General features: G+C 68.5%; 24 protein-coding genes. 6 read left to right on the top strand and 18 right to left on the bottom strand.

The features are described from left to right. Window positions 1-63: 63 nt before the first annotated feature. Window positions 64-834 (bottom strand): alpha/beta fold hydrolase, encoded by a 771-nt coding sequence (locus G6N25_RS12140; protein ID WP_083073725.1) that lies wholly within the window; start codon window positions 832-834, stop codon window positions 64-66. Window positions 835-978: 144 nt separating this feature from the next. Between G6N25_RS12140 and mhuD the strand changes: the two genes are divergently transcribed. Both mhuD and G6N25_RS12130 read left to right on the top strand, forming a co-directional pair. Next, entirely contained in the window at window positions 979-1,299 is a 321-nt protein-coding gene (gene mhuD / locus G6N25_RS12135; protein ID WP_083073726.1) for a mycobilin-forming heme oxygenase MhuD, read from the top strand. Further along, the gene (locus G6N25_RS12130) at window positions 1,274-2,647 is read left to right on the top strand and encodes a serine hydrolase (RefSeq protein WP_083073727.1); all 1,374 of its coding nucleotides are present in this window, start codon (window positions 1,274-1,276) and stop codon (window positions 2,645-2,647) included. The genes mhuD and G6N25_RS12130 overlap by 26 nt, the downstream gene beginning before the upstream one ends. A gap of 12 nt (window positions 2,648-2,659) precedes the next feature. Here the strand turns inward: G6N25_RS12130 and G6N25_RS12125 are convergent, their stop codons facing one another. The 17 genes from G6N25_RS12125 to ftsH form a co-directional block, all read right to left on the bottom strand. After that, complete coding sequence (locus G6N25_RS12125) at window positions 2,660-3,220, bottom strand: histidine phosphatase family protein (protein ID WP_083073728.1); 561 nt, start codon at window positions 3,218-3,220, stop codon at window positions 2,660-2,662. Continuing rightward, a complete protein-coding gene (locus G6N25_RS12120) occupies window positions 3,217-4,008 on the bottom strand; it encodes a CbtA family protein (protein WP_083073729.1) in 792 nt (263 codons plus the stop codon). Before G6N25_RS12120 ends, G6N25_RS12125 begins: the two co-directional genes overlap by 4 nt. Window positions 4,009-4,017: 9 nt before the next feature. Continuing rightward, complete coding sequence (locus G6N25_RS12115) at window positions 4,018-4,245, bottom strand: CbtB domain-containing protein (protein ID WP_083073730.1); 228 nt, start codon at window positions 4,243-4,245, stop codon at window positions 4,018-4,020. A gap of 148 nt (window positions 4,246-4,393) precedes the next feature. After that, window positions 4,394-6,928 carry an ATP-dependent protease ATP-binding subunit ClpC gene (gene clpC1 / locus G6N25_RS12110; protein ID WP_083073731.1) on the bottom strand — a complete coding sequence of 845 codons (2,535 nt, stop codon included), beginning with the start codon at window positions 6,926-6,928 and terminating at the stop codon, window positions 4,394-4,396. 285 nt (window positions 6,929-7,213) lie between these two features. After that, entirely contained in the window at window positions 7,214-7,552 is a 339-nt protein-coding gene (lsr2, locus tag G6N25_RS12105; protein WP_083073732.1) for a histone-like nucleoid-structuring protein Lsr2, read from the bottom strand. 123 nt (window positions 7,553-7,675) lie between these two features. After that, window positions 7,676-9,193, bottom strand: coding sequence for a lysine--tRNA ligase (lysS, locus tag G6N25_RS12100; RefSeq protein WP_083073733.1), 1,518 nt, complete (start codon window positions 9,191-9,193; stop codon window positions 7,676-7,678). Between the two features lie 141 nt (window positions 9,194-9,334). After that, the gene (locus tag G6N25_RS12095) at window positions 9,335-10,159 is read right to left on the bottom strand and encodes a type III pantothenate kinase (RefSeq protein ID WP_083073734.1); all 825 of its coding nucleotides are present in this window, start codon (window positions 10,157-10,159) and stop codon (window positions 9,335-9,337) included. Between the two features lie 2 nt (window positions 10,160-10,161). Then, window positions 10,162-10,593, bottom strand: a complete 432-nt coding sequence (panD, locus tag G6N25_RS12090) for an aspartate 1-decarboxylase (protein ID WP_083073735.1) — start codon at window positions 10,591-10,593, stop codon at window positions 10,162-10,164. Continuing rightward, the gene (gene panC / locus G6N25_RS12085; RefSeq protein WP_083073736.1) at window positions 10,593-11,531 is read right to left on the bottom strand and encodes a pantoate--beta-alanine ligase; all 939 of its coding nucleotides are present in this window, start codon (window positions 11,529-11,531) and stop codon (window positions 10,593-10,595) included. The genes panD and panC overlap by 1 nt, the downstream gene beginning before the upstream one ends. Next, window positions 11,528-12,439, bottom strand: coding sequence for a Rossmann-like and DUF2520 domain-containing protein (locus G6N25_RS12080; protein ID WP_083073737.1), 912 nt, complete (start codon window positions 12,437-12,439; stop codon window positions 11,528-11,530). Before G6N25_RS12080 ends, panC begins: the two co-directional genes overlap by 4 nt. A gap of 116 nt (window positions 12,440-12,555) precedes the next feature. Beyond that, window positions 12,556-13,869, bottom strand: coding sequence for a DUF6779 domain-containing protein (locus tag G6N25_RS12075; protein ID WP_083073738.1), 1,314 nt, complete (start codon window positions 13,867-13,869; stop codon window positions 12,556-12,558). A 99-nt stretch (window positions 13,870-13,968) separates the two neighbouring features. After that, on the bottom strand, window positions 13,969-14,445 hold the full coding sequence (locus G6N25_RS12070; protein WP_083073739.1) for a DUF3180 domain-containing protein: 477 nt from the start codon (window positions 14,443-14,445) through the stop codon (window positions 13,969-13,971). Further along, window positions 14,445-14,963 (bottom strand): 2-amino-4-hydroxy-6-hydroxymethyldihydropteridine diphosphokinase, encoded by a 519-nt coding sequence (gene folK, locus G6N25_RS12065; RefSeq protein ID WP_083073740.1) that lies wholly within the window; start codon window positions 14,961-14,963, stop codon window positions 14,445-14,447. The genes G6N25_RS12070 and folK overlap by 1 nt, the downstream gene beginning before the upstream one ends. Then, complete coding sequence (gene folB, locus G6N25_RS12060) at window positions 14,960-15,361, bottom strand: dihydroneopterin aldolase (RefSeq protein WP_083073741.1); 402 nt, start codon at window positions 15,359-15,361, stop codon at window positions 14,960-14,962. Before folB ends, folK begins: the two co-directional genes overlap by 4 nt. Further along, window positions 15,354-16,187, bottom strand: coding sequence for a dihydropteroate synthase (gene folP, locus G6N25_RS12055; RefSeq protein WP_142272597.1), 834 nt, complete (start codon window positions 16,185-16,187; stop codon window positions 15,354-15,356). Before folP ends, folB begins: the two co-directional genes overlap by 8 nt. Further along, the gene (gene folE / locus G6N25_RS12050) at window positions 16,184-16,804 is read right to left on the bottom strand and encodes a GTP cyclohydrolase I FolE (protein WP_083073743.1); all 621 of its coding nucleotides are present in this window, start codon (window positions 16,802-16,804) and stop codon (window positions 16,184-16,186) included. Before folE ends, folP begins: the two co-directional genes overlap by 4 nt. A 15-nt stretch (window positions 16,805-16,819) precedes the next feature. After that, entirely contained in the window at window positions 16,820-19,207 is a 2,388-nt protein-coding gene (gene ftsH, locus G6N25_RS12045) for an ATP-dependent zinc metalloprotease FtsH (protein WP_083073744.1), read from the bottom strand. 390 nt (window positions 19,208-19,597) lie between these two features. Here ftsH and G6N25_RS12040 point away from each other — a divergent pair, with 390 nt between their 5' ends. The 4 genes from G6N25_RS12040 to G6N25_RS12025 all read left to right on the top strand — a co-directional run bounded on the left by G6N25_RS12040 (window position 19,598) and on the right by G6N25_RS12025 (window position 24,447). Next, the gene (locus tag G6N25_RS12040) at window positions 19,598-20,563 is read left to right on the top strand and encodes an alpha/beta fold hydrolase (protein ID WP_083073791.1); all 966 of its coding nucleotides are present in this window, start codon (window positions 19,598-19,600) and stop codon (window positions 20,561-20,563) included. Continuing rightward, window positions 20,560-21,747 carry an LLM class flavin-dependent oxidoreductase gene (locus G6N25_RS12035; protein ID WP_083073745.1) on the top strand — a complete coding sequence of 396 codons (1,188 nt, stop codon included), beginning with the start codon at window positions 20,560-20,562 and terminating at the stop codon, window positions 21,745-21,747. Before G6N25_RS12040 ends, G6N25_RS12035 begins: the two co-directional genes overlap by 4 nt. Beyond that, the gene (locus tag G6N25_RS12030) at window positions 21,747-22,760 is read left to right on the top strand and encodes a zinc-binding dehydrogenase (protein ID WP_083073746.1); all 1,014 of its coding nucleotides are present in this window, start codon (window positions 21,747-21,749) and stop codon (window positions 22,758-22,760) included. The genes G6N25_RS12035 and G6N25_RS12030 overlap by 1 nt, the downstream gene beginning before the upstream one ends. Window positions 22,761-22,833: 73 nt before the next feature. Further along, the gene (locus G6N25_RS12025; RefSeq protein WP_083073747.1) at window positions 22,834-24,447 is read left to right on the top strand and encodes an HNH endonuclease signature motif containing protein; all 1,614 of its coding nucleotides are present in this window, start codon (window positions 22,834-22,836) and stop codon (window positions 24,445-24,447) included. Window positions 24,448-24,458 lie beyond the last annotated feature (11 nt).

Here is a 24,458-nt window from a genome sequence, read left to right as displayed (position 1 = left end):
GAAGAATTTATCATCTGGTGCCGCGCCGCTCGCGGGCGAGCGCGAAGCCCGACGTTGCGCCGCTCAGCAGCGCCGGTCGAGCCCCGCCAAGAAGGACTCGACCGCGTCGCGGTACACCCGCGGCGCCTCGTCGTGAATCAGGTGACCGGCCTCGGCAACGCGCAAATAGATTGTCCGGGAACCGGTTTTGGCCATCGCGCGCATCTGGCCCGGTGGCGTGACCGAGTTGCCGGCCTCGATGAGCAGCGCCGGGGCCCGCACGGCGGTCCAGTGCGCCCAGTAGTCCCGGGTGCCCCATTCGGCGGCGATCTCGATCCATCGCGAGGCGTGGCCGTGCAACCGCCAACCGGTGGCGGTGCGGTCGAAGGCCTCCAGGAAATACCGCCCGGCGACGGGCCCGAATTCGTCGAACACTTGCCGCGCGGAGTCGAATTCGACGGGAAGGGCATGCACCCACGGCTCCCAGGGACCGGTGGTGCGGCCACGGAAATCCGGGGCCATGTCCTCGAGCACCAGCGCCGAAACCAAATCCGGACGCTCGGCGGCCAGGCACCACGAGTGCAGGGCACCCATCGAATGCCCGACGAGCCTGGCCGGTGCCCCCAACGCGCTTACCGCGCCGGCCAGGTCGGCCACGAACCGCTCGGTGCTGACCGGGTGCGGATCGTCGACGTCACGACCCCGGTGCCACGGGGCGTCGTAGGTGTACACCGTGCCCAACCGGGTCAGCCACGGCAGCTGACGCGACCACGTGGTGCCGCGGCCCATCAGTCCATGCACCAGCACCACCGGTCGGCCGCGGCCGCCGTGGCAGGTCAACAGCTCGGAGGGCATAGCACCATCTTGCGTGGCCCGCCGCCTCCCGGGCCGCCGAGCGTGTTCTCAGGGCGAGAAATCGCCCGAAATCTCACCCTGAGAACACGCTCGGCGCGGCGGCCCGGGGGTTTGACAAGGGGAGACGCGCGGTAGATTAGCGGAATGCCGCCAGTCGTGAAGATCAACGCAATCGAGGTGCCCGCCGACGCCGGCCCCGAACTGGAGAAGCGGTTCGCCCACCGCGCGCACGCCGTCGAGAACCAACCCGGTTTCCTCGGCTTCCAGCTGCTGCGTCCGGTCAAGGGCGAGGACCGCTACTTCGTGGTGACGCACTGGGAGTCCGATGAAGCATTCCAGGCGTGGGCGAGCGGCCCCGCCATCGAGGCCCACGCCGGACACCGCGCCAACCCGGTGGCGACGGGCGCGTCGCTGCTGGAATTCGAGGTCGTGCTGGACGTTGCCGGGAACGACCAGACTGCCTAGCGGACGGTCGGCGCCCCGCCGCGTGGCGGCGTTCGGCGCCGCCACGGCACTGGTGGTGGCCCTGGCGCCGGGTTGCGCGTCCCCCCCGTCGCCGCAGGCGAACGCGGCGAACACCGGCCGGGGGATCGACACCAGGACTCCTCCCGGTCTGCGGGCTCAGCAGACCATGGACATGCTCAACTCGGACTGGCCCATCGGGCCGGTCGGCATCAGCACCCTTGCCGCGCCCGACAAGGTGAGTTCGGTCGAAAACACCATGGAAGAGCTCTGGTGGGACCGCCCCTTCGCCCTCGACGGCATCGACATCGGCGCCAGCGCGGCCACGCTGCGCCTCGTCTCGTCTTACGGCGCGCGACAAGTCATCCGGATACACACCGACGACGACGGGCGGGTCGATCGGTTCGACGTCGACACCCAGGCGCCGAAGATCGCCTCGTGGCACGACGTCGACGCCGTGCTGGGCAAGACCGGCGCCCGCTACTCGTACCAGGTCGCCAAGGTCGACCCGACCGTTCAAGGCCACTGCGACCCGGTGGCCGGCACCAACACCGGCGAATCTCTGCCGCTGGCTTCGATTTTCAAGTTGTACGTGCTGCATGCCCTGGCGGGCGCCGTCAAGGACGGAACCGTGTCCTGGGACGATCAGCTGACCGTCACCGACAAGAGCCGGGCGGTTGGCTCCTCGGGCCTGGAACTGCCCGCCGGAGCCCATGTTTCGGTTCGCACGGCCGCCGAGAAGATGATCGCCACCAGCGACAACATGGCCACCGACCTGCTCATCGGGCGGATGGGCACCCACGCGATCGAGCAAGCGCTCGCCACGGCCGGCCATCACGACCCCGCCAGCATGACTCCGTTCCCCACGATGTATGAGCTGTTCTCCATCGGCTGGGGCAATCCGGATCTGCGCAGCCGGTGGAAGCAGGGTTCCCCGCAGGTCCGCGCCGAACTGCTGGCCCAGGCGGATTCCGCTCCGTACCAACCCGATCCGACGCGCGCGCACACCCCGGCGTCTACCTACGGCGCGGAGTGGTACGGCAACGCCGAGGACATCTGCCGCGTCCATGCGGCGCTGCAGGCCGACGCGGTCGGCGCGGCCGCACCGGTCAAACAGATCCTTTCCGCGGTGGCGGGCATCCAGCTGGACCGCAACGTTTGGCCGTATATCGGCGCGAAAGCCGGTGGGCTGCCCGGTGATCTCACATTCAGCTGGTACGCCGTCGACAAGACCCGGCAGCCCTGGGTGGTCAGCTTCCAGCTGAACTGGCCGCGCGACCACGGACCGACGGTGACCGGCTGGATGTTGCAGATCGCCAAGCAGGTCTTCGCGTTGATCGCGCCCCGTTAGCCGCTACGGCCGCTATAGCCGCAGCGTCCAGCAGCCGTTCCGGAAATGCATGACGGTGCTGCTGACCGGTGCGATGTCTATGCGCCAGAACGATTTCGGTGGGACGTCGAGGGCCAGCAGGATCGCCGCCCGGATCACCGCCGGATGCGTCACCGCCACCGTGGCCGAGGCGTCGCCGGCCCCTTCTTCGGTCAACGACCCCAGCCATCCGGCCACCCGCCCGATCAGGTCGACGATCGACTCACCGCCGTGCGGCGCCCGGGCCGGCTCGGCCAGCCACCTCCCGAGGTCTTCGGGGTTCAGGTCGCCGAGCGCCTGCCCGCGCCACCGCCCGCAATCGAGGTCGGCCAACCGCGGCTCCGTTGTGGCCGTCAGGCCCAGCAGCCGCGCGGTTTGGCGGGCGCGCCGCTCGGGTCCGGCGACCGGACGGGCGTCGCGGCTGGGTTGGGCCGCAACGGCTTCGGCCTGTCGACGGCCGAGGTCGTTGAGCGGCTCGTCGGCGGGAAAGCGCGCGGCCGCCATGGCGTCGGTCATCGCGTGCGACACCAAGGTCAGCCGGACAACCCCGGTCACGCGGCGATGCTCGGTGCCCGTCCGCTCTCGGCTCGCTCGCCCAACAGCCGACCGGCAAGCGTCGCAAAGACCACGCCGATGGTCGCCCACAAGACCAGCTGGGTGGCCAGCGAAAGCACCCTGAATTCGTAGAGGACGTCGGCGGGAAAGCCGGGATACACGATCGCTCCCGAAGCGTCGCGCAACGGTTCGGGTGTCTCATCCACGGTCGGCAGCGCCACCGCCACCACGACGACGGCCACCAGGTAGGCCCCGACCGCGAGCAGCCTCCCGTTCCACGCACCGAAGCGGGCGGCAAGCCGGCGTGCCAGCCACACCGCGGCGATCGCCAGCACCACCGACGCCAGCACCATCACCAGATACCAGCCGGTGCGGGCCCGGATGGTGTCCGACTGGCCCACCGCCGGCGGGTTCGGCGGGTACTTCACGAACGGCACCAGGTACACCGCACCGAACGCGCCCGCCGCCAAGAGAAGCGAAAGTGGCCGCGGCGCAATGTCTCTCACGCGGGCTGAGACGACGCAGAACAGCACGGCGAACAGCGCGCCCATCGCGACACCGAAAATCAGCAACCCGAAACCCAATCCGGCGTTGGCCTGCACTCCTCGGGTGAACAACTCGACGCCGTGCTCGTGCACGCCGTGCGCGTTCTCGGCGTCGGTTCGGCCATCCTCAAAAGCGATCGCCCGGCCAATGACCGGCTCGGCGCACAGGCGGGCGAACAGGAACGCCAACACCGCTCCGATTGCGCCGGCCAACAGACCGCGGGCGATCAGACGCTTCTCCACGTGGCGGCGTCAGTGGCAGGGAAAGCCGAGTAGGTGCCGTGCATCGTGAACGAACTCGTGCACGTGGGTGTCGCTGCCGAGCAGCGACACCGCACCCTGATCGACGCCGACAAAGTAGATCGCCAGCAGCGCCAGGAAGGCGGTCGCCGCCAGCCAGAGCGCGGCACTTGTTGCCGACAGATCAACCGATCTGGTGCCGGTTAGCCGGGGGTTGGACGTCGTCTGAAAGTTCGGCAAGGTCGACTCCTTCCGGGGATGACCGCGTCCCCGCTGGTGATGACGAGCTCCGGGTCTGACTATGCACAGTGGCGCGACCGTTCTGGAGTTCCACCAGATTCCGTTGCCCGTCAGGACATCGTCAGTGTAGACCGCCGATCACCGGCCGCTACTGCGTTTCTGGCGCGCTGTGCGCCCCGGCTTTGGCCAGGTCCGGCTCGGCCGGCGGCTTGCGGGTTCCGGTGAACGTGAACACCGCGTCCTCGCCGGTCCCCTCGCCGTCCCAGTTGTCGACGTCGACCGTGACGACCTGTCCCGGTCCGACCTCCTCGAAGAGGATCTTCTCGGAGAGCTGGTCCTCGATCTCGCGCTGGATGGTGCGCCGCAGCGGGCGAGCGCCCAGCACCGGGTCGAAGCCGCGCTTGGCCAGCAACGCCTTGGCCTTGTCGGTCAGCTCCATCGCCATGTCCTTGCTCTTGAGCTGGCCCGCGACCCGGCCGATCATCAGGTCGACCATCCGGATGATCTCGTCGCGAGTCAGCTGGTGGAAGACGATGATGTCGTCGATGCGGTTGAGGAACTCCGGCCGGAAGTGCTTCTTCAGCTCGTCGTTGACCTTCTGCTTCATCCGCTCGTAGTCGTTCTCACCGCCGCCCTGGGTGAACCCGAGGCCGACAGGCTTCGAGATGTCGGACGTGCCCAGGTTGGACGTGAAGATCAGCACGGTGTTCTTGAAGTCCACCGTGCGGCCCTGGCCGTCGGTGAGGCGGCCGTCCTCGAGCACCTGCAGCAGGCTGTTGTAGATCTCCTGGTGCGCCTTCTCGATCTCGTCGAAGAGCACCACCGAGAACGGCTTGCGCCGCACCTTCTCGGTGAGCTGGCCGCCCTCCTCGTAGCCGACGTATCCCGGCGGGGCACCGAACAGCCGCGACGCGGTGAACCGGTCGTGGAACTCGCCCATGTCGATCTGGATGAGCGCGTCGTCGTCGCCGAACAGGAAGTTGGCCAGCGCCTTGGACAGCTCGGTCTTCCCGACACCCGACGGGCCGGCGAAGATGAACGAGCCCGACGGGCGCTTGGGGTCCTTCAGCCCGGCGCGGGTGCGGCGGATGGCCTTAGAAACAGCACGGACGGCATCTTCTTGCCCGATGATCCGCTTGTGCAGCTCGTCCTCCATGCGCAGCAGGCGGGTGGTCTCGGCCTCGGTCAGCTTGAACACCGGGATGCCGGTCCAGTTGCCCAGCACCTCGGCGATCTGCTCGTCGTCGACCTCGGCGACCACGTCGAGATCGCCGGAGCGCCATTGCTTTTCGCGCTCGGCCCGCTGGGCCACCAGCTGCTTCTCGCGGTCGCGGAGGCTGGCGGCCTTCTCGAAGTCCTGGGCGTCGATGGCCGATTCCTTCTCGCGGCGCGCGTCGGCGATCTTCTCGTCGAACTCGCGCAGGTCCGGCGGCGCGGTCATCCGGCGGATCCGCATCCGGGCGCCCGCCTCGTCGATCAGGTCGATCGCCTTGTCCGGCAGGAACCGGTCGTTGATGTAGCGGTCGGCCAGCGTGGCGGCGGCCACCATGGCCGAATCGGTGATCGACACCCGGTGGTGGGCCTCGTAGCGGTCGCGCAGCCCCTTGAGGATCTCGATGGTGTGCTCCACCGTCGGCTCCCCGACCTGCACCGGCTGAAACCGGCGCTCCAGGGCGGCGTCCTTCTCGATGTACTTGCGGTACTCGTCGAGCGTGGTGGCGCCGATCGTTTGAAGTTCACCACGGGCCAGCTTGGGCTTGAGGATCGACGCGGCGTCGATCGCGCCCTCGGCGGCGCCGGCGCCCACCAGCGTGTGCAGCTCGTCGATGAACAGGATGATGTCGCCGCGGGTGTTGATCTCCTTGAGCACCTTCTTCAGGCGCTCCTCGAAGTCACCGCGGTACCGTGAGCCCGCCACCAGCGAACCCAGGTCCAGCGTGTAAAGCTGCTTGTCCTTCAGCGTCTCCGGAACCTCGCCGTGCACGATCGCCTGCGCCAGGCCCTCGACGACGGCGGTCTTGCCGACGCCGGGCTCGCCGATCAGCACCGGGTTGTTCTTGGTGCGGCGGCTCAGCACCTGCATCACCCGCTCGATTTCCTTCTCGCGGCCGATGACCGGGTCCAGCTTGCCCTCCATCGCGGCGGCCGTCAGGTTGCGCCCGAACTGGTCGAGCACCAAGGAAGTGGACGGGCTGCCGGATTCGCCGCCGCGGCCACCGGTCCCGGCCTCCGCGGCCTCCTTGCCCTGGTAGCCGGAGAGCAGCTGGATCACCTGCTGGCGCACCCGGGTCAGCTCGGCGCCCAGCTTGACCAGCACCTGGGCGGCCACGCCCTCACCCTCGCGGATGAGGCCCAGCAGGATGTGCTCGGTGCCGATGTAGTTGTGGCCGAGCTGCAGCGCCTCGCGCAGGCTCAGCTCGAGAACCTTCTTGGCGCGCGGGGTGAACGGGATGTGTCCCGACGGCGCCTGCTGGCCCTGGCCGATGATCTCCTCGACCTGGCTGCGCACGCCCTCCAGCGAGATCCCCAGCGACTCCAGCGACTTCGCCGCGACGCCTTCGCCCTCGTGAATCAGGCCCAACAAGATGTGCTCGGTGCCGATGTAGTTGTGGTTGAGCATCCGGGCCTCTTCCTGCGCCAGGACGACGACCCTGCGGGCACGGTCGGTAAATCTTTCGAACATCGGTGGCTACCTGCTCTCCCTCACCATCGGTACAACCCTCTGCCGGCCAGTGGGACCGGAAGCGCATACCTGCCATCCACTGTAATGGTCGGCCTGCCAGGGTTCCTAACCTTGCGGTGCCTCGTGTAGGCCGCATCTCCCCGTCACAACAACAGGCACAACAGATAAACGGGGAAAACCACCAAAGCGTTTCCCGCCTGGATCGACGATCTTTTCGCCGCCAGCGAAAATGACAAACCACCGGCGCCCAGATCCCTCAGGTCTGGGCGCCGGCAAGCGGTTTGGTTAGGTCGCCGCGTGGAATGCGTCGATCACTTCGGCCGGGATGCGGCCACGCGTCGACACGTTGTGCCCGTTCCGGCGGGCCCATTCCCGGATCGCGGCGCTCTGCTCGCGGTCGATCGCGCCACGTCCGCGGCTCGAGCCGGAACGCCCGCGACGCCGGCCGCCGATGCGACGGCCCGCCTCGACCCATTGCCGCAAACCGTCCCGCAGTTTCGCGGCATTCTCGGCCGAAAGGTCAATCTCATAGGCCACCCCGTCAAGCCCGAATTCGACCGTTTCGTCGGCCGCGCCTCCGCCGTCGAAATCATCGACCAAGGTGACAGTCACTTTTTTCGCCATTAGCTTATCCTCGCGTTTCTTCCCTGAGCGCTTGCTGAGCAGTTGGTATTGAACTCCCCAATCACCAATCTGCCATAACAAGCCAGAATACTCAATCCGGACACAGCGCGTACAGTTGAGCTTTCAACCGGAGTGCGGTCGAACAATCGGGAACAAAACTGTCTCCCTAATTGACAGGCCGGTCAAAGACATCAGCAACCGATCGATACCCATTCCGGTTCCCGTGCACGGCGGCATCCCATACTCGAGCGCGGCGAGAAAGTCTTCGTCCAGCGCCATCGCCTCGTCGTCGCCGGCCGCCGCGGCCCGGGCCTGCGCGGCAAACCTCTCGCGCTGCACGACCGGATCGGTCAATTCGGAGTACCCGGTGGCCAGTTCGACTCCGCGAAGGTAGAGGTCCCACTTTTCGGTGACCCCAGCGATGCTGCGGTGCTGGCGAGTCAAAGGCGTTGTCTCGACAGGGAAATCCTTGACGAAGGTGGGTGCGGTCAGCGTATTGCCGACCGTGTGCTCCCACAGTTCCTCGACGAGTTTGCCGTGGCCATAGAAGGGTTTGTCGCGGTCGTCGGGAATCTCCAGGCCAAGCCGATCCGCGACGGCGCGCAGTCGGTCGACCGTCGTCGCGGGTGTGACCTCTTCCCCGAGCGCCGCCGACAGCGACGGATACATTTGTATCGAAGCCCATTCGCCGTCTATGTCGTAGACACTGCCGTCTGGCAACGGCAGTTGTCTCGTTCCGATCGCCTCGTCGGCCACCTCTTGAATAAGCTCGCGGGTGACGAGCGCCGAATCATCATAGGTTCCGTAGGTCTGGTAGGTCTCCAGCATGGAGAATTCCGGAGAATGGGTGGAATCGGCTCCCTCGTTTCGGAACACTCGATTTAGCTCAAAGACCTTGTCGAATCCACCGACGACGCAGCGCTTGAGGAACAGTTCCGGCGCGATCCGCAGGTAGAGATCCATGTCCAGAGCATTGGAATGCGTGATGAAGGGCCGGGCCGCGGCGCCACCGGCCAGGGTCTGCAACATGGGGGTTTCGACTTCGAGAAACCCGCGCCGTTCCAGGGCGTTGCGTATCGCGCGGATCACGGCGATTCGCTGGCGGGCCACCGTGCGCGCCTGGGGGCGAACGATCAGGTCGACGTAGCGCTGCCGCACCCGCGCCTCTTCGCTCATCTCCTTGTGCGCGACGGGCAGCGGCCGCAGCGACTTGGCCGCCATCCGCCAGGAGTCGGCGAGGACGGACAGCTCGCCGCGCCGCGAGCTGATGACGTTGCCGTGCACGTAGACGACGTCGCCCAGGTCGACGTCGGCCTTCCACGCGTCGAGCTCCTGTCGACCGACCTTGTCGAGGCTGATCATCACCTGCAGGCTGGTGCCGTCGCCGTCCTGGAGCGTCGCGAAGCACAATTTTCCGGAGTTGCGCGCGAAGATGACGCGGCCCGCGACGCCGACGATGTCATCGGTCGCGGTGTCGGTCGACAGGTCTGCGTGGGCGGCGCGCACCTCGGCCAGGGTGTGGGTGCGCTCGATGGCGACCGGATAGGGATCGCGGCCCTCCGCCAACAGCCGAGCGCGCTTGTCCCGGCGGATCCGGAACTGCTCGGGGAGGTCGGCTACTTCCTTATCGGCGGCACTCACGACGTGCCAGCTTAGTGACAGCCCCTCGGGTGTGCGCTCAGGGCTTTGGGTGTGGGCCCTGGGCGAGAGTTTCGGGCCGAATGCCTGCCAGGTTTCACATTCGACGCCGTGGACGCGGGGTCGACGCGCCCGGCCCGGCGCTCAGCGCGCCGTCTTCAGCCGGCCGCGCTGGGCGTCTCGGTTGCGTTCGAAGACCAGCCGCAGCCCGTGCAGCGTCAGGTGCTCGTCGTAGTGGTCGACGGTGTGCAGTTCGGGCAGCAGCAGCGGCGCGGTGTGCCCGGTGGCCACGACCGCGACCTGATCGCCCAGGTCGGTGGCGAAACCGTCCACGTCCTCGCGGACGCGCCCGACCAGACCGTCGACCAGCCCGGCGAAGCCGAACACGGCGCCCGCCTGCATGCACTCGACGGTGTTCTTGCCGACAACCGAACGGGGGCGCGCCAATTCGACCCGACGCAGGGCCGCCGAGCGGGCCGCGGCGGCATCCGAAGATACCTGCACACCGGGGGCGATGGCGCCGCCGAGGAACTCCCCTTTCGCCGACACCACGTCCACGCAGATCGAGGATCCGAAATCGACGACGATGGCCGCCTTGCCGTACTTGTGAAACGCCGCCAGGCAGTTGACGATCCGGTCGGCGCCTACCTCTTTGGGATTGTCGACGAGCAGCGGGATGCCGGTGCGCACCCCGGGCTCGATGAGCACGTGCGGCACCGACGGCCAGTACTGGTCGAGCATGACCCGCACCTCGTGCAGCACCGAAGGGACGGTGGACAGGGCGGCGGCGCCGGTGAGCCGCTCGGAATCCTCACCGATCAGGCCGTCGATGGTCAGCGCCAGCTCGTCGGCGGTGACCTCGGACTCGGTGCGGATCCGCCACTGCTGCACGACCTTTGCGTGCTCCTTCGATCCGGATATCAGTCCGACGACGGTGTGCGTGTTGCGGACGTCGATGGCCAGCAGCACGGCTACCGCGCGCCGATCCGGGGGTCTAACAGCTCCGCCGCCCCCGCGATATCCAGGGCCGGCACGAAGGCCGGGTCGTGGCCCAGGTCGATCGGCTTGTTGCCGGCGTCGACGAACACGATCCGCGGCCGGTAGGCGCGGGCCTCGGCGTCTTCCATTGTGCCGTAAGCGATCAGGATCACCAGATCGCCCGGATGAACGAGATGGGCCGCGGCACCGTTGATTCCGATCACCCCGGTGCCGCGCTCGCCGGTGATCGCGTAGGTGACCAGGCGGGCGCCGTTGTCGACGTCGACGATGGTCACCTGCTCCCCCTCGAGCAGGTCCGCGGCGTCCATCAGGTCGGCGTCGATGGTCACCGAGCCGACGTAGTGCAGGTCGGCCTCCGTGACGGTGGCGCGGTGGATCTTCGACTTGAGCATGGTCCGTAACATCAATTCCTCCACGGTGATTGCGCGTGTTCATCCGGGGTTCGTCCGGCCCCCGCGGGTGCCGGCGTCATTCCCACGTCGATCGCAATGTTGTCCAGCAGCCTGGTGGCGCCGAGCCTGGCCGCGACCAGCAGCCGGCCGGGGGCGTCGGTCCGTGCCGGGCCCAGCTGCGCGTCGCGCAGCTCCAGGTAGTCGACCGCGAGGCCGGGCACGGCGTCGAGCACGGTTCGGGCGGCGTCCAGCGCGGCCCGGGCGCCGCCGGCCGCGGCGTGCGCGCCGGCCGTCAACGCCGCCGAAAGCGCCGCGGCCAACTCGCGCTGCACCGGGTCCAGGTAGCGGTTGCGCGACGACATCGCCAGCCCGTCGGTCTCGCGCACCGTCGGGACGCCGACCACGGCGACGTCGACGTTCAGGTCGGCGACCAGCTGCCGGATCAGGACCAACTGCTGATAGTCCTTCTCGCCGAAGAACACCCGGTCGGGGCGCACGATCTGCAGCAGCTTGCACACCACGGTCAGCACGCCGGCGAAATGTGTTGGCCGGGCGGCGCCCTCGAGTTCGGCGGCCAGCGAGCCGGGGTGCACGGTGGTGCGCAGGCCGTCGGGATACATCGCCGCGGCGGTCGGCGCGAACGCGATCTCGACGCCTTCGCCGCGCAGCAGCGCCAGGTCGTCGTCGAGGGTCCGGGGGTAGGCCTCGAGGTCTTCCCCGGCGCCGAATTGCAAGGGGTTGACGAAGATCGACACCACGACCACCGAGCCGGGGGCCCGCTTGGCCGCGCGCACCAGGGCCAGGTGCCCGTCGTGCAGCGCGCCCATGGTGGGCACCAACATCACCCGGCGGCCGGTGTGGCGCAGCGCGCGGCTGACGTCGGTGACCTCGCGCGGCGCCGAGTAGACGTTGAGTTCGCCCGGTTTGAACGCGGGCTTGTGTGCCTTCATGGCGCCAGCACCTCGACGACGTCCGCCGGGGCGTGCGCGCGGCGCGCGGTCCGCAGGGCGTTGACCCGGTAGGCCTGAGCCAGCTGCGGGTCGACCTCGGCCAGCGCGGCCAGATGCCCGGCGACCGCGGCGGCGTCACCGCGGGCGACCGGCCCGGTGAGCGCCGCCTGCCCGCGCCGCAGGGTGTTCTCCAGCGCCGCCCGGGCCAGCGGCCCGACGATCCGCTCGGCGAGGCCACCCGGCTGGTCGTCCACGGTTTGTTGGCCGAGCAGTTCGCTGCCGCGCAGCGCGGCCCGCAACGCCTCGAGCGCGTCGGCGAGCACCGTCACGATGTGGTTGCCCGCATGCGCCAGCGCGGCGTGGTAGAGGACGCGGGCGTCCTCGTGGACGCAGAACGGCTCCCCGCCCATCTCGAGGACCAGCGACTGCCCGATCGCGTACCCGACGTCGTCGGCCGCGGTGATCCCGAAGCAGGTGTCGGGCAGCCTGGCGATGTCCTCGTCGGAGCCGGTGAACGTCATCGCCGGGTGGATGGCCAGGGGTGTGCAGCCGTCGCGGGTCAGCGGCGCGAGGATGCCCACCCCGCTGGCGCCCGACGTGTGCGCCACGATCGTGCCGGGCCGCACCGCCGACGTCGCGGCCAGCCCGGACACCAGGCCCGGGAGTTCGCTGTCGGGAACCGCCAACAGCAGCAGCTCGGCATCGGCGGCCACGTCCGGCGGCGATGCCACCGGGGTATCGGGTAGCCGACGCTGCGCCCGCTGCCGCGACGCGCGGGAGATGGCGCTACACGCCACCACGACGTGGTCGGCGCGCTCCAGCGCGACACCGAGCGCGGAGCCGACCCGGCCGGCCGAGATGATCCCCACCTTGAGCCTGGCCGGGCGCAAACCGTCGAACTGCCCCATCGCAGACGACCCTCACATGTTTCTTCGTTCGTTCCAGTCCCGATGCCCGGGTACCGGACGGTCACCAAGACTTTAGTCGATTCGGCGGCGGCTCCCAATGTGAGGAAGCTCCCAGCTCAGCCCTCGCGGCCCTCGCGTCTTAGTCGCCGGCGACCGCCGGACGGCTCGACCTGTAGCCGCGCCAAGAGGTCGGCTACCGACTGGCCACCGGTTGGCGGGTCTCCCGACCCGTCCACCCCCTGGGACAGGGGGTCCGCGCCGCGGTGCCGCGGTGCGGGCTCCGCGGGCGGTGGCGGAGCCATTTGCGGTGGTGGCGGCGCGGGCGCTGGCGGGGCCTCGTTCATCGCCGCAAAGTTGCGCATGCCGTAGTCGCGGTACTCCGCCGAATGGCGCGCCTGCGCCCGGCGACCCGACTCGCCATACGGCGGCGAAGGCACGGGCTCGACGGGCGACCCGTCGACGGGCTCGCCGGGGCTGGAATGCCGGGCGCGCCACCCGCCCGACGGCTCGCCGACCGGCGTTCCGGTCGGATCGACCCCGGCCCAGCGGCCGTCCGGTGTCCCGGCCGGCGGCCACTGTCCTTCCGCGGCGGCCGGCTGCCAATCCCGCCGTTTCGGCGGCGGTTCCGATTGCGGTTCCGGTGGGGGCGGTGGCGGCGGGGTCATGTACGGGGGCTCCTGCGAAACCACGTACCGAGCGTCCTGCGCGACGTCCTGCGCAACGTCTTGGGCAACGTCTTGGGCGACGTCTTGCGCAACGTCATAGTGGCCCCGAACGCGCTCCCGAGGGGGCGGCTGCCGGGGCGGCAACAGCGGTTCCTCGGGCACGTCGATGATCGCGGTCTCGTCGGCGCGGCCGGGCGGGTGATCCCGGGAAACCGACGTGACCCGATCGCTGGACACCCAATCCGGGTTGCCCTCGCCGTTGCGATCCCAGTCGCTGTACGCGCGCGCCGGTGGCGCCTCGGTCTCGTTGGTCTCCAGCGCCGGGCGGTGCTGGAGGTCGGTGTCGAACAGGATCTCCAGGCTGGTCCGCAGCGCGCTCAGTTCCGCCCGCAGCGTCGCCAGATCGTCGGCGGCCTGGGCACGCAGCTCGGAGGCCAGCTCGCGGCGCAGCTGGGATTCCACGGTCAGCTCATACTCGCGCCGGGCCGAGATCTCCCGATCCAGCTGCAGGTCGTAGACCAGCTTCAGGTCACGGACACGGGATTGATCCGCGTCGCTTTGGCGGCGGTAGAGCACCGAAACGAAGGCGCCGGCGACCGCGGCCCACAGCGCCAGGATGACAGCGAGCTTGAGGAGTTCCACCCGATTGGTGAAAACCAGTGCGGAACTGGCCCCCATCGCGAGGACCAGCAACGCGGTCAAGAGCACCCAACCCGGCCTGCGGCCGCCGCGCCGGACCCGGGCGCCGCGGGACAGAACGGTCATGGCCTGACTGTACCTGCGCGAGGTCAATCCGCGTGTCGCGCTGCTCCGGCGATTCTCACCTGGGTTTATCGTAGGCACCGGCCGGTGACCGGCGAGGCGCTAATTTTCCGCGCCCTCGCCGTGCTCGGTGGGATCCTGCGGGGACTTGCAGCAATGCTGCAGCCACAGCGAGGCAACGACCAACGCCAGCGCGCTGACGGCCGCCACCACCGTGCCGGTGGTGTCCTCGGCGGCGACCCGCAGCCATGACCGCCGCGGCAGGAAGTAGATCAGGACACCGACCCACCAACCGAGCACCAGCGCACCCACCCAGGCCGACGCCTTGGCCACCATCACGCTGCGTGCCACCGCGAGCGGATGCAGCCAACCCGGCCCGGCGCCGATTTCGCCGTCGTTGATCTTGGCGCGCACGTAACGGGCCCACAGCGCCTCGGCGACGGCCACCGCGAGCAACGACAGCCCCGTCCACACCGTGATGGGCGGAAACCACTGATACAGGGTGACAACCAGCAGATAACCCACCACCGCGGCGCCGACCACCGCGGCCGTCAGGTCACGTTTCCTGGTCGGTCCCATCAGGTTTGGAGCTCGAGCGTCTGACTGGAAAGCCGAACACCGGCCCGGTCGGCCGGGTCCAGCTCGGCGAGCAGCTGCGCGACGGGCCGCGGGCCGCCGGCCACCGTCAGCCGGGCGTCCGGGTCGATGGCCAGCCACGGCACCATCACGAAGGCCCGCAGGTGGGCCAGCGGGTGCGGCAGCGTCAGGTCGGGCTCGCGGGCGATCACTTCGGTTTCGCCGTAGCAGGCGATCAGGTCGACGTCGAGGGTGCGCGGGCCCCAGCGTTCGCCGCGAACCCGGCCCGCCGCCCGCTCGAACTCCTGCGCCCGGCGCAGCCAGGCCTGCCCGTCGCGCGCCGGGTCGTCCGCGATCAGCACGGCGTTGAGAAACGGGGGCTGCTCCACACCGCCCCAGGGGTCCGTCTCGTAGATCGGCGATACCGCTACCAGCGTTTTCCGGAGCCCGTCGACGACCGACTGCAGCCGCGCCAGCCGGTCACCGAGGTTGGACCCGATGGACAGCACGATGCGGGTCATAGCGCCCCACCGGCCGGGATCACCGAACCGCGGCCGCCGCGCCGCGACCGCCGAACCACCACGGCGACGTCGGCGAACCGCTGCGGGATCGGGGCCTGGGGCTTGTGCAGCACCACCTCGACGGCATGCACGCGGTGGTCGTCCATCACCCGGTCGGCGATGTCACCCCCGACCGCTTCGATCAGGTTGCGCGCGGGCCCCGCGACGACGTCGGCCGCCAGCCGCGCCAGCGCCGCGTAGTCGTAGGTGTCGGCCAGGTCGTCGCTGGCGGCGGCGTCGGCCAAGTCGATCCACACCGTGATATCGACGACGAAGTCCTGCCCGTCGGCGCGCTCGTGATCGAAGACTCCGTGCCGGCCACGAACCGTCAAGCCGCGCAATTCGATTCGATCAGCCATGCGACCAGCCCTGTTTCCAGGCCTCAAGGACCTTGAGGGCGTCGACCGAGGAACGCACGTCGTGCACGCGCACGCCCCACGCCCCGTGCACGGCGGCCAGCGCGGAAATCACCGCGGTCGCCGTCTCACGCCCGTCGGGCGGTCGCGGCGACCCGTCGGGTCCGGCCAGCAACGTACCGAGGAACCGTTTACGCGAGGCGCCCAACAGTACCGGGATGCCGGTGGCGACCAACTGCGGCAGCGCGTGCAGCAGCGCCCAATTGTGTTGCCCCGTCTTGGCGAATCCAAGCCCGGGGTCGATCACCAGGTTGTCGGGATCGACGCCCGCGGACACCGCGTCGTCGACGCCGGCGAGCAGCTCGGCGCGCACCTCGGCCACCACGTCGCGGTAGTGCGGCGCCGCATGCGGGCGGTCGGGCGACACCGATCGCCAATGCATCAACACCCACGGCACACCGGCCTCGGCCAGCAGCGGCGCCATGGCGGGATCGGCCCGTCCGCCGGACACGTCGTTGACGATCCGCGCGCCACTCTGCAGAGCCGCGCGCGCGACGTCGGCGTGCATGGTGTCGATGCTTACGGTAATACCCTGAGCCGCAAGCTCTTTGACGATAGGAACCACGCGCGACGCCTCGACGCGAGGGTCGATCCGGGTGGCACCGGGCCGGGTCGACTCACCCCCGACGTCGACGATTCCCGCGCCTTCGGCGACCATCGCCAGGCCGTGGGCGACGGCGTCGTCGACGTCGAGATACCGTCCGCCGTCAGAGAACGAGTCATCAGTGACGTTCAGGACTCCCATAACCTGCACAGGCGCCGGACTCACTTGCGCAGGATGAGGTCGAGCGCTTCGGCTCGAGAGGCGGCACTGGTTTTGAACTGGCCGCGCACCGCCGACGTCGTGGTGACGGCGCCGGGCTTGCGGACACCGCGCATCGCCATGCACAGGTGCTCGGCTTCGACCACGACAATGACCCCGCGCGGATCGAGCTTCTTCACCAGGGCATCGGCGATCTGGCTGGTGAGTCGCTCCTGCACCTGTGGCCGCTTGGCGTAAAGGTCGACCAGCCGGGCGATCTTCGACAGGCCGGTGACCCTGCCGTCCTTGCCGGGGATGTAGCCGACGTGAGCCACCCCGTGGAAAGACACCAGGTGATGCTCGCAGGTGGAGTACAGCGGGATCTCCTTGACGATCACCATCTCGTCGTGATCCTCGTCGAACATGGTGTTCAAGACGGTGTCGGGATCGGTGTAGAGCCCCGCGAACATCTCGCGGTACGCGCGCGCGACGCGGGCCGGGGTGTCCTGCAAGCCATCCCGGTCGGGGTCTTCGCCGATCGCGTGGAGCAGCTCGCGGATCGCGGCCTCGGCGCGTTGCTGGTCGAACACCCTTATGCGGCCGGGCGCCCGGCGGGTATCCGGCCCCAAATCCGGTAAGGCCATCGAATCCTCCGCTCGTCAGCCGTGGGCCGGCGGGTTGGACCGGCTCACGTCGTCATCCTGCTTGTCCGGAGGCTTTCCGACACCCGGGCCCGATTGATTGGGCGGCGGATAGGGCGGATACGGCGGGTAAGAGGGATGGGCGGGATGGGCGGGGTGGGCATTACCTGGCTGACCCTGCTGGCCCGGATAACTCGGCGCCGGCTGCGGCCAATACGGCTGCTGCTGGGGCTGCTGGGGCTGCGGCGGCGGATACCAGTACGTCGGCTGCTGTTGCTGCGGCGGCCATCCCGGCGCATACCAGCCCGCCGGGGCGCCATAGTCGGGCTGGGTAGCGCCCTGACGATTGCCGCTCTCCTGGACATCGTGAGAACCGTTGCCGCCATTGGCATTTCGGTCGGCCTCGGCTTGCGCGGCCGCGGCGGCCTGGCTGGCCTGCGCGATGGCCGCCTTGAAGGCCGGCTCGGGGACCGGCTGCGGCCACGGCTCGCCGCGCTCCATGGCCAGCTCGCCGGGCGTCTTGATCGGCGGTTTGTCCGACGGGATGCGGCCGCCGAAATCGTCGAACATGGTCAGCCGTGGGCGCTTTTCGACGTCGGCGAAGATGCCCTCCAGCTCGGGTCGGTGCAGGGTCTCCTTTTCCAGCAACTCGCCGGCCAGGGTGTCGAGCACGTCGCGGTATTCGGTGAGGATTTCCCAGGCCTCGGTGTGCGCGGCCTCGATCAGCTTGCGCACCTCGTCATCGATGTCGCGGGCGACCTCGTGGGAGTAGTCCGCCTGCGTTCCCATGGTCCGGCCCAGGAACGGGTCGCCGTGTTCGGAGCCGTATTTGACGGCGCCGAGTTTGGAGCTCATGCCGAACTCGGTGACCATCGACCGTGCGATCTTGGTGGCCTGCTCGATGTCGGACACCGCGCCGGTCGTCGGCTCGCGGAACACCAGCTCCTCGGCGGCGCGCCCACCCATCGCGAACACCAGCTGCGCGATCATCTCCGAGCGGGTCCGCAGGCCCTTGTCTTCCTCCGGCACCGCGACCGCATGCCCGCCGGTGCGCCCGCGGGCCAGGATCGTCACCTTGTAGATCGGCTCGATGTCCGGCATCGCCCAGGCCGCCAGGGTGTGCCCGCCCTCGTGGTAGGCGGTGATCTTCTTTTCCTGCTCGCTGATGATGCGGCCCTTGCGGCGCGGTCCGCCGATCACCCGGTCGACCGCCTCCTCCAAGGCGGCGCTGGTGATGACGGTGCCGTTTTCCCGGGCGGTCAGCAGAGCCGCCTCGTTGATGACGTTGGCCAGGTCGGCGCCGGTCATGCCGACGGTCCGCTTGGCCAGGCCTTCCAGGTCGGCGTCCGGGGCGATCGGCTTGCCCTTGGAGTGGACTCTCAAGACGGCCCGGCGCCCGGCCAGGTCGGGGTTGGACACCGGGATCTGCCGGTCGAAGCGGCCGGGCCGCAGCAGCGCCGGGTCGAGGATGTCGGGCCGGTTGGTGGCGGCGATCAGGATGACGCCGGCGCGGTCGCCGAAGCCGTCCATCTCGACCAGCAACTGGTTGAGCGTCTGCTCGCGCTCGTCGTGGCCGCCACCGAGCCCGGCGCCTCTTTGGCGGCCGACGGCGTCGATCTCGTCGACGAAGATGATGCACGGGCTGTTCTGCTTGGCCTGCTCGAACAGGTCCCTTACGCGGGATGCGCCGACGCCGACGAACATCTCGACGAAGTCGGAGCCGGAGATGGTGAAGAACGGCACACCGGCCTCGCCCGCCACGGCGCGTGCCAGCAGGGTCTTGCCCGTTCCGGGTGGCCCGTAGAGCAGGACGCCCTTGGGGATCTTGGCGCCCAGCGCCTGGTACCTGCTGGGGTTCTGCAGGAAGTCCTTGATCTCGTAGAGCTCCTCGACCGCCTCGTCGACGCCGGCGACGTCGGCGAACGTGGTCTTGGGCATGTCCTTGGAGAGCTGCTTGGCGCGCGATTTGCCGAAGCCGAAGCCCATCCGTGCGCCGCCCTGCATGCGGGAGAACATCACGAACAGGCCCACCAGCAACAGCAGCGGCAGCACGTAGACCAGCAGCTCGCCCAGGATGCTGCCTTCGTTGACGACCGTGCTGACTTTCGCGTTCTTGGCGCTGAGCGCATTGAACAGGTCGACGGCGTATCCGCTGGGGTATTTGGTGATGACCTTGTCGGAATTGGCGGTCTCGTTGTTGCCCTTCTTCAGGGTCAGCCGCAGCTGCTGCTCGCGATCGTCGATCTGCGCGCTCTTGACGTTGTCGCCGCTGATCTGTGCCATCGCCACCGAGGTATCGACGGGCTTGTAGCCGCGGGTGTCGTCGCTAAAGTAAAAGAACGACCACCCCAGCAGCACCACGACGGCGATCGCGATGAGGGTGCGAATCACGTTTTTCCGGTTCATCAATCATCGGCCTTTTCGGCCAGGTCCTTCCCCGATACACGAAGCTGGAAAAGTCCAGGCTACCGCTCGTGGCGATCGCCAGCTCCGGCAGAGCCGGAGCGCAGCGGGTCGCCACCATCTAGCACCGTGCGATCGCCAGCTCCGGCAGAGCCGGAGCGCAGCGGGTCGCCACCATCTAGCACCGTGCGATCGCCAGCTCCGGCAGAGCCGGGCGCCGCGCTCTGTTCCAGTCAACGACCGGCAGTTCCCGACGTGGCAACCACGACCTTCGCCGAGCGTCACGCTGGCGTGGCGTCGAGCGGCCAGCGCCGCGCCAGCGTGACGCTCGGTGAAGAACTCGGCGAAGAATAAGCCCTTCTCAGCCCGCGGCCGTTGTGATTTGGTGAGGTGGTGCCCTCATCAACCGAACGGTTAGTAGACACCAATGGCGCGCAGCTGCGGGTGATCGAAGCGGGAGACCGCGGCGCGCCCGTCGTGATCCTGGCCCACGGATTTCCCGAACTGGCCTATTCGTGGCGGCATCAGATACCGGCCCTCGCCGAGGCCGGCTATCACGTGCTGGCGCCCGACCAGCGCGGCTACGGCGGCTCGTCCCGCCCGGGCGCGATCGAGGCCTACAACATTCACGAGCTGACGGCGGACCTGGTCGGCCTGCTCGACGACGTCGGCGCCGAGCGCGCCGTCTGGATCGGGCACGACTGGGGCGCCGCCGTGGTGTGGAACGCGCCGCTGCTGCACCCGGACCGGGTCGCGGCGGTCACCGCGTTGAGCATCCCGCCGCTGCCGCGCCCGCAGGTGCCGCCGACGCAGGCCTTCCGCACCTTGTTCGGGGATAACTTCTTCTACATCCTCTATTTCCAGGAGCCAGGCGTCGCCGACGCCGAACTCGACGCCGACCCCGCCCGCACGATGCGCCGGGTGATGGCCGGCCGGCCGGCGCTCGACGAGAGCGCGGCGATGCGGATGCTGGCACCCGGTCCGGAGGGTTTCGTCGACCGCCTTCCCGAGCCGGACGGGCTGCCGGACTGGCTCAGCCAGGACGAACTCGACCATTACGTCAACGAGTTTTCCCGCACCGGGTTCACCGGCGGCCTGAACTGGTACCGCAATTTCGACCGCAACTGGGAGACCACCGCGGAACTTGCCGGCGCGAAAATCGCTGTGCCGTCGTTGTTTATCGCGGGGACGGCCGACCCGGTGCTGGCATTCACCCGCGCCGACCGCGCGTCGGAGGTGATCGCCGGGCCGTACCGCCAGGTGATGATCGACGGCGCGGGGCACTGGCTGCAACAGGAACGGCCCGACGAGGTGAACGCGGCCCTGTTGGAGTTCCTCAACGGACTGGAACTGCGATGAGCGCGCCACTACGCTTCGGCGTCTTCATCACGCCGTTTCATCCCATCGGCCAATCGCCCACGGTCGCCTTGGAATACGACATGGAACGCGTCGTCGCGCTGGATCGCCTGGGTTTTGACGAGGCATGGTTCGGCGAACACCACTCCGGTGGCTACGAGCTGATCGCCTGCCCGGAGGTGTTCATCGCCGCCGCGGCGGAACGGACGAAGCACATCCGGCTGGGCACGGGAGTGGTCTCGCTGCCCTACCACCATCCGCTGATGGTGGCCGACCGTTGGGTGCTGCTGGATCACTTGACCCGCGGCCGGGTCATGTTCGGCACCGGTCCCGGAGCACTGCCCTCGGACGCGTACATGATGGGCATCGACCCGGTCGATCAACGGCACATGATGCAGGAGTCGCTCGAAGCGATCCTGGCGCTGTTCCGCGCCGGCCCCACCGAGCGCATCGACCGCCACTCCGACTGGTTCACGCTGCGCGACGCGCAGTTGCATATCCGCCCGTACACCTGGCCCTACCCCGAAGTTGCTACCGCGGCAATGATTTCGCCGTCCGGGCCGCGCCTGGCCGGTACCCTGGGCACGTCATTGCTGTCGCTGTCGATGTCGGTGCCCGGCGGTTTCGCCGCGCTGGAAACCACCTGGGAGGTGGTCCGCGAGCAGGCCGCCAAAGTCGGCCGCGACGAGCCGGACCGGGCCGACTGGCGCGTTTTGAGCATCATGCATATCGCCGACAGCCGTGAGCAGGCGATCGACGACTGCACCTACGGGCTACAGGATTTCGCCAATTACTTTGGCGCGGCGGGGTTCGTCCCGCTGTCCAACACCGTCGACGGCGCCCAGACACCGCACGAGTTCGTCGAAGACTATGCGGCCAAGGGAAATTGCTGCATCGGCACGCCCGACGACGCGATCGCGCACATTGAGGATCTGCTCGAACGGTCAGGCGGCTTTGGGACGCTGCTGATGTTGGGTCACGACTGGGCCTCGCGCGAATCGACGTATCACTGCTATGACCTGGTCGCCCGCAAGGTGATTCCATACTTCAAGGGACAACTCGAAGCATCGCGGTCATCTCACGATTGGGCCAGGGCAAAGCGCGACCAATTGATCGGCCGCGCCGGTGAGGCCGTCATGAAGGCCATCACCGAGCATGTCGACGAACAGAAAGGCATGGGAAGCTGATGCGCGCTGCGGTATTACGAGACGGCCGGATGGTTTACCGCGACGACGTACCGGATCCGGTGCCCGAGCCGGGTCAGGTGCTGGTCGGTGTCCGAGCGTGTGGAATCTGCGGTTCCGATTTGCATTTCGCCGCCCACGGAGCCGAGGTGGTGGCGATGACCGCCCGGGTCGCCGCCGACGCCGGCACCATGAACATCGACCTGGGCGGCGACGTCTTCATGGGTCACGAATTCAGCGCCGAGGTTCTCGAGGCCGGACCCGAGACCGAAACCCATCCACCGGGAACCCTGGTGACCTCGCTCCCGATCCTGCTGTCTACCAAAGGATTCGAGCCGATCGTCTATTCCAACACCACGATGGGCGGGTACGCCGAACGGATGCTGCTCTCGGCGCCGTTGCTGCTGCCCATCCCCAACGGCCTGGACTTCAAGCACGCCGCATTGACCGAGCCCATGGCGGTTGGGTTGCATGCCGTCAACAAGTCGAACATTCAGCCCGGGGAGAAGGCCCTGGTGCTTGGTTGCGGTCCGATCGGTATCGCCATCATCGCGGCGCTCCGGCTACGCGGGGTCGAAACCATTGTGGCTTGCGACTTTTCGCCGAAGCGACGCGAGCTTGCTACCGCGATGGGCGCCCACCGGGCGCTGGATCCGGCCCAGGGTTCACCGTTCGACACCGTCAAGCCGGCGGTGGTGTTCGAGGCGGTCGGGGTGCCCGGAATCATCGACGACGTGTTGCTCCGCGCCCGGCCGGGAAGCCGCCTGGTTGTCGCCGGGGTGTGCATGCAGCCCGACACGGTGCATCCGTTCTTCGCGATCGCCAAAGAGATGAGCGTGCAGTTCGTCCTGGCCTACAACCCGGAGGAGTTTGGCGAATCGCTGCGTGCGCTGGCCGAGGGCGACATCGACGTCACCCCGCTGATTACCGGAGAGGTCGGGCTGGAGGGGGTCGGCCGGGCCTTCGACGACCTGGCCGACCCCGAGCGGCACTGCAAAATTCTCGTCACACCGTAGGTCGATGGTAGTTGGGGCGACGGGCAAGAAACGGGCAGGAAAGTTGTCGTCGCCGCCCGCTATACTCGAATGCATGTTCGATACATTGCCCGATCCGGCGGCGATACGCCGGCTGGAGCCCGACGCGCTGATTGCGGCGGTCGAGTCCACGCATCGGCAGGAATCGATGCTGGTGGCGGGGCGGATGGCGGCGGTGGCGGCATTGCTGCAGCATCGGGTTGCCGCGGCCGAGCGGGCCGAAGCCCAGCGCGGGCATGCGGTGATCACCGGATTCGAGCAGACCAGTGCCGAGGTGGCCGCCGCGATGAACCTGTCGCCGATGGCGGCCAGTTGCCTGGTGTCGGATGCCGAGGCGCTGGACACCCGATTGCCCAAGGTTGCGGCGCTGTCGGCCGAGGGGCGAACTGATTGGCGCACCGTGCGATTGATCATCAGCCGCACCGATCTGGTCACCGACGACGGGCTGATCGCCAAGCTTGACCAATCGCTGGCCGCGCGCATCGGCAACTGGCATGGCTGGTCACGGCAGCGGATCGTCAACGCCGTCGACGCCGCGGTGCGCACCGTCGATCCCGATGCTGCCCGGGAGCGCCGCGTGGCCGCCGAGGACGACCGACACATCGGAATCAACGCGCTCGACAATGGGATGGCCGAGGTCTACGGCACCGTCGGCGCCGCGGCCGCGGCGACCTTCGACCGGCGGCTGTCGCAGCTCGCCGCGCAGGTGTGCCCGGCCGACCCACGCACGATGGATCAGCGCCGCGCCGACGCGTTGGCCGCGCTGGCCCAGGGCCGCCGCCTGGCGTGCGCCTGCGGGCAACCCGATTGCCCGACCAAAGCCGGCGAGCACGAAGCGCCGCCCGATCGGGGCGGGGCGCGGGTGGTGATCAACGTGGTGGCCAGCGACCACACCGTGTATGGCGACAGCAGTCAGCCCGGTTATCTACAGGGGTACGGGGTCATCGACGCCGAGCAGGTTCGCGCGTTGGCCGCCGCGGCCTCGGTGCTGGTGGCCAATCCGACGACCAGTCCGGTGGAGGCGCTGCGTTATCAACCGTCGGCGGCACTGGAACGCGCCGTGCGGTGTCGGGATCTGACGTGTCGGTTTCCCGGGTGCAGCCGCCCGGCCACGGTCTGCGACATCGACCACACAATTCCGTTCAACCACCAGAATCCGGCGGCGGGCGGGTTGACGGTCGCCGAAAATCTCAAATGCCTTTGTAGGCAACACCATCGGCTCAAGACATTCGGCGGATGGCGCGATACTCAACTGACCGACGGTACGGTCGTTTGGACCTCGCCCACCGGGCGGACCTATCGGACGTTTCCGGCGGGTGCCGACCTCTTCCCGCAGCCGCGCGGGCCGGCATGCGCGCCGCCGGCGCCCAGCAGACGCAGCCGCTCGCAGCAGCGCAGCGCCCGGATTGCCCAGGCGCGCAAGCACAATCGGGAGCAACGGCCCATCAACGAGGCTCGAGTCCGGCTCGAACGGGCCCGCAAGCAGGAAATCGCAGACCGCAAATTCCGAAACCACATGCGCGACATGCTGTTTGCGTTCAAGGGCGCACCCAGTACCAGCCCGTTTTGCAGATGGGTGAACGACCCCCGCGAAGCCGAAGAGCTGCCACCGGACTGGACCCCCGACGAACCGGCCCTGGCGCCCTTGCCCGACGACCCACCCTTCTGAGAGGGTCCACA

It is taken from the genome of Mycobacterium heidelbergense (assembly GCF_010730745.1).
Classification (GTDB): Bacteria; Actinomycetota; Actinomycetes; order Mycobacteriales; family Mycobacteriaceae; genus Mycobacterium; species Mycobacterium heidelbergense.
Note: the sequence above shows the minus strand (reverse complement) of the source record. Positions and strands in the feature narration are given on the sequence as shown.

Bases quoted from the DNA above. Each gene is read 5' to 3' on its own strand.
- G6N25_RS12140 (WP_083073725.1), bottom strand. From the start codon at position 834: ATGCCCTCCGAGCTGTTGACCTGCCACGGCGGCCGCGGCCGACCGGTG.
- mhuD (WP_083073726.1), top strand. From the start codon at position 979: ATGCCGCCAGTCGTGAAGATCAACGCAATCGAGGTGCCCGCCGACGCC.
- clpC1 (WP_083073731.1), bottom strand. From the start codon at position 6,928: ATGTTCGAAAGATTTACCGACCGTGCCCGCAGGGTCGTCGTCCTGGCG.
- lsr2 (WP_083073732.1), bottom strand. From the start codon at position 7,552: ATGGCGAAAAAAGTGACTGTCACCTTGGTCGATGATTTCGACGGCGGA.
- panD (WP_083073735.1), bottom strand. From the start codon at position 10,593: ATGTTACGGACCATGCTCAAGTCGAAGATCCACCGCGCCACCGTCACG.
- panC (WP_083073736.1), bottom strand. From the start codon at position 11,531: ATGAAGGCACACAAGCCCGCGTTCAAACCGGGCGAACTCAACGTCTAC.
- G6N25_RS12080 (WP_083073737.1), bottom strand. From the start codon at position 12,439: ATGGGGCAGTTCGACGGTTTGCGCCCGGCCAGGCTCAAGGTGGGGATC.
- G6N25_RS12075 (WP_083073738.1), bottom strand. From the start codon at position 13,869: ATGACCGTTCTGTCCCGCGGCGCCCGGGTCCGGCGCGGCGGCCGCAGG.
- G6N25_RS12070 (WP_083073739.1), bottom strand. From the start codon at position 14,445: ATGGGACCGACCAGGAAACGTGACCTGACGGCCGCGGTGGTCGGCGCC.
- folK (WP_083073740.1), bottom strand. From the start codon at position 14,963: ATGACCCGCATCGTGCTGTCCATCGGGTCCAACCTCGGTGACCGGCTG.
- folB (WP_083073741.1), bottom strand. From the start codon at position 15,361: ATGGCTGATCGAATCGAATTGCGCGGCTTGACGGTTCGTGGCCGGCAC.
- folE (WP_083073743.1), bottom strand. From the start codon at position 16,804: ATGGCCTTACCGGATTTGGGGCCGGATACCCGCCGGGCGCCCGGCCGC.
- ftsH (WP_083073744.1), bottom strand. From the start codon at position 19,207: ATGAACCGGAAAAACGTGATTCGCACCCTCATCGCGATCGCCGTCGTG.
- G6N25_RS12035 (WP_083073745.1), top strand. From the start codon at position 20,560: ATGAGCGCGCCACTACGCTTCGGCGTCTTCATCACGCCGTTTCATCCC.
- G6N25_RS12030 (WP_083073746.1), top strand. From the start codon at position 21,747: ATGCGCGCTGCGGTATTACGAGACGGCCGGATGGTTTACCGCGACGAC.
- G6N25_RS12025 (WP_083073747.1), top strand. From the start codon at position 22,834: ATGTTCGATACATTGCCCGATCCGGCGGCGATACGCCGGCTGGAGCCC.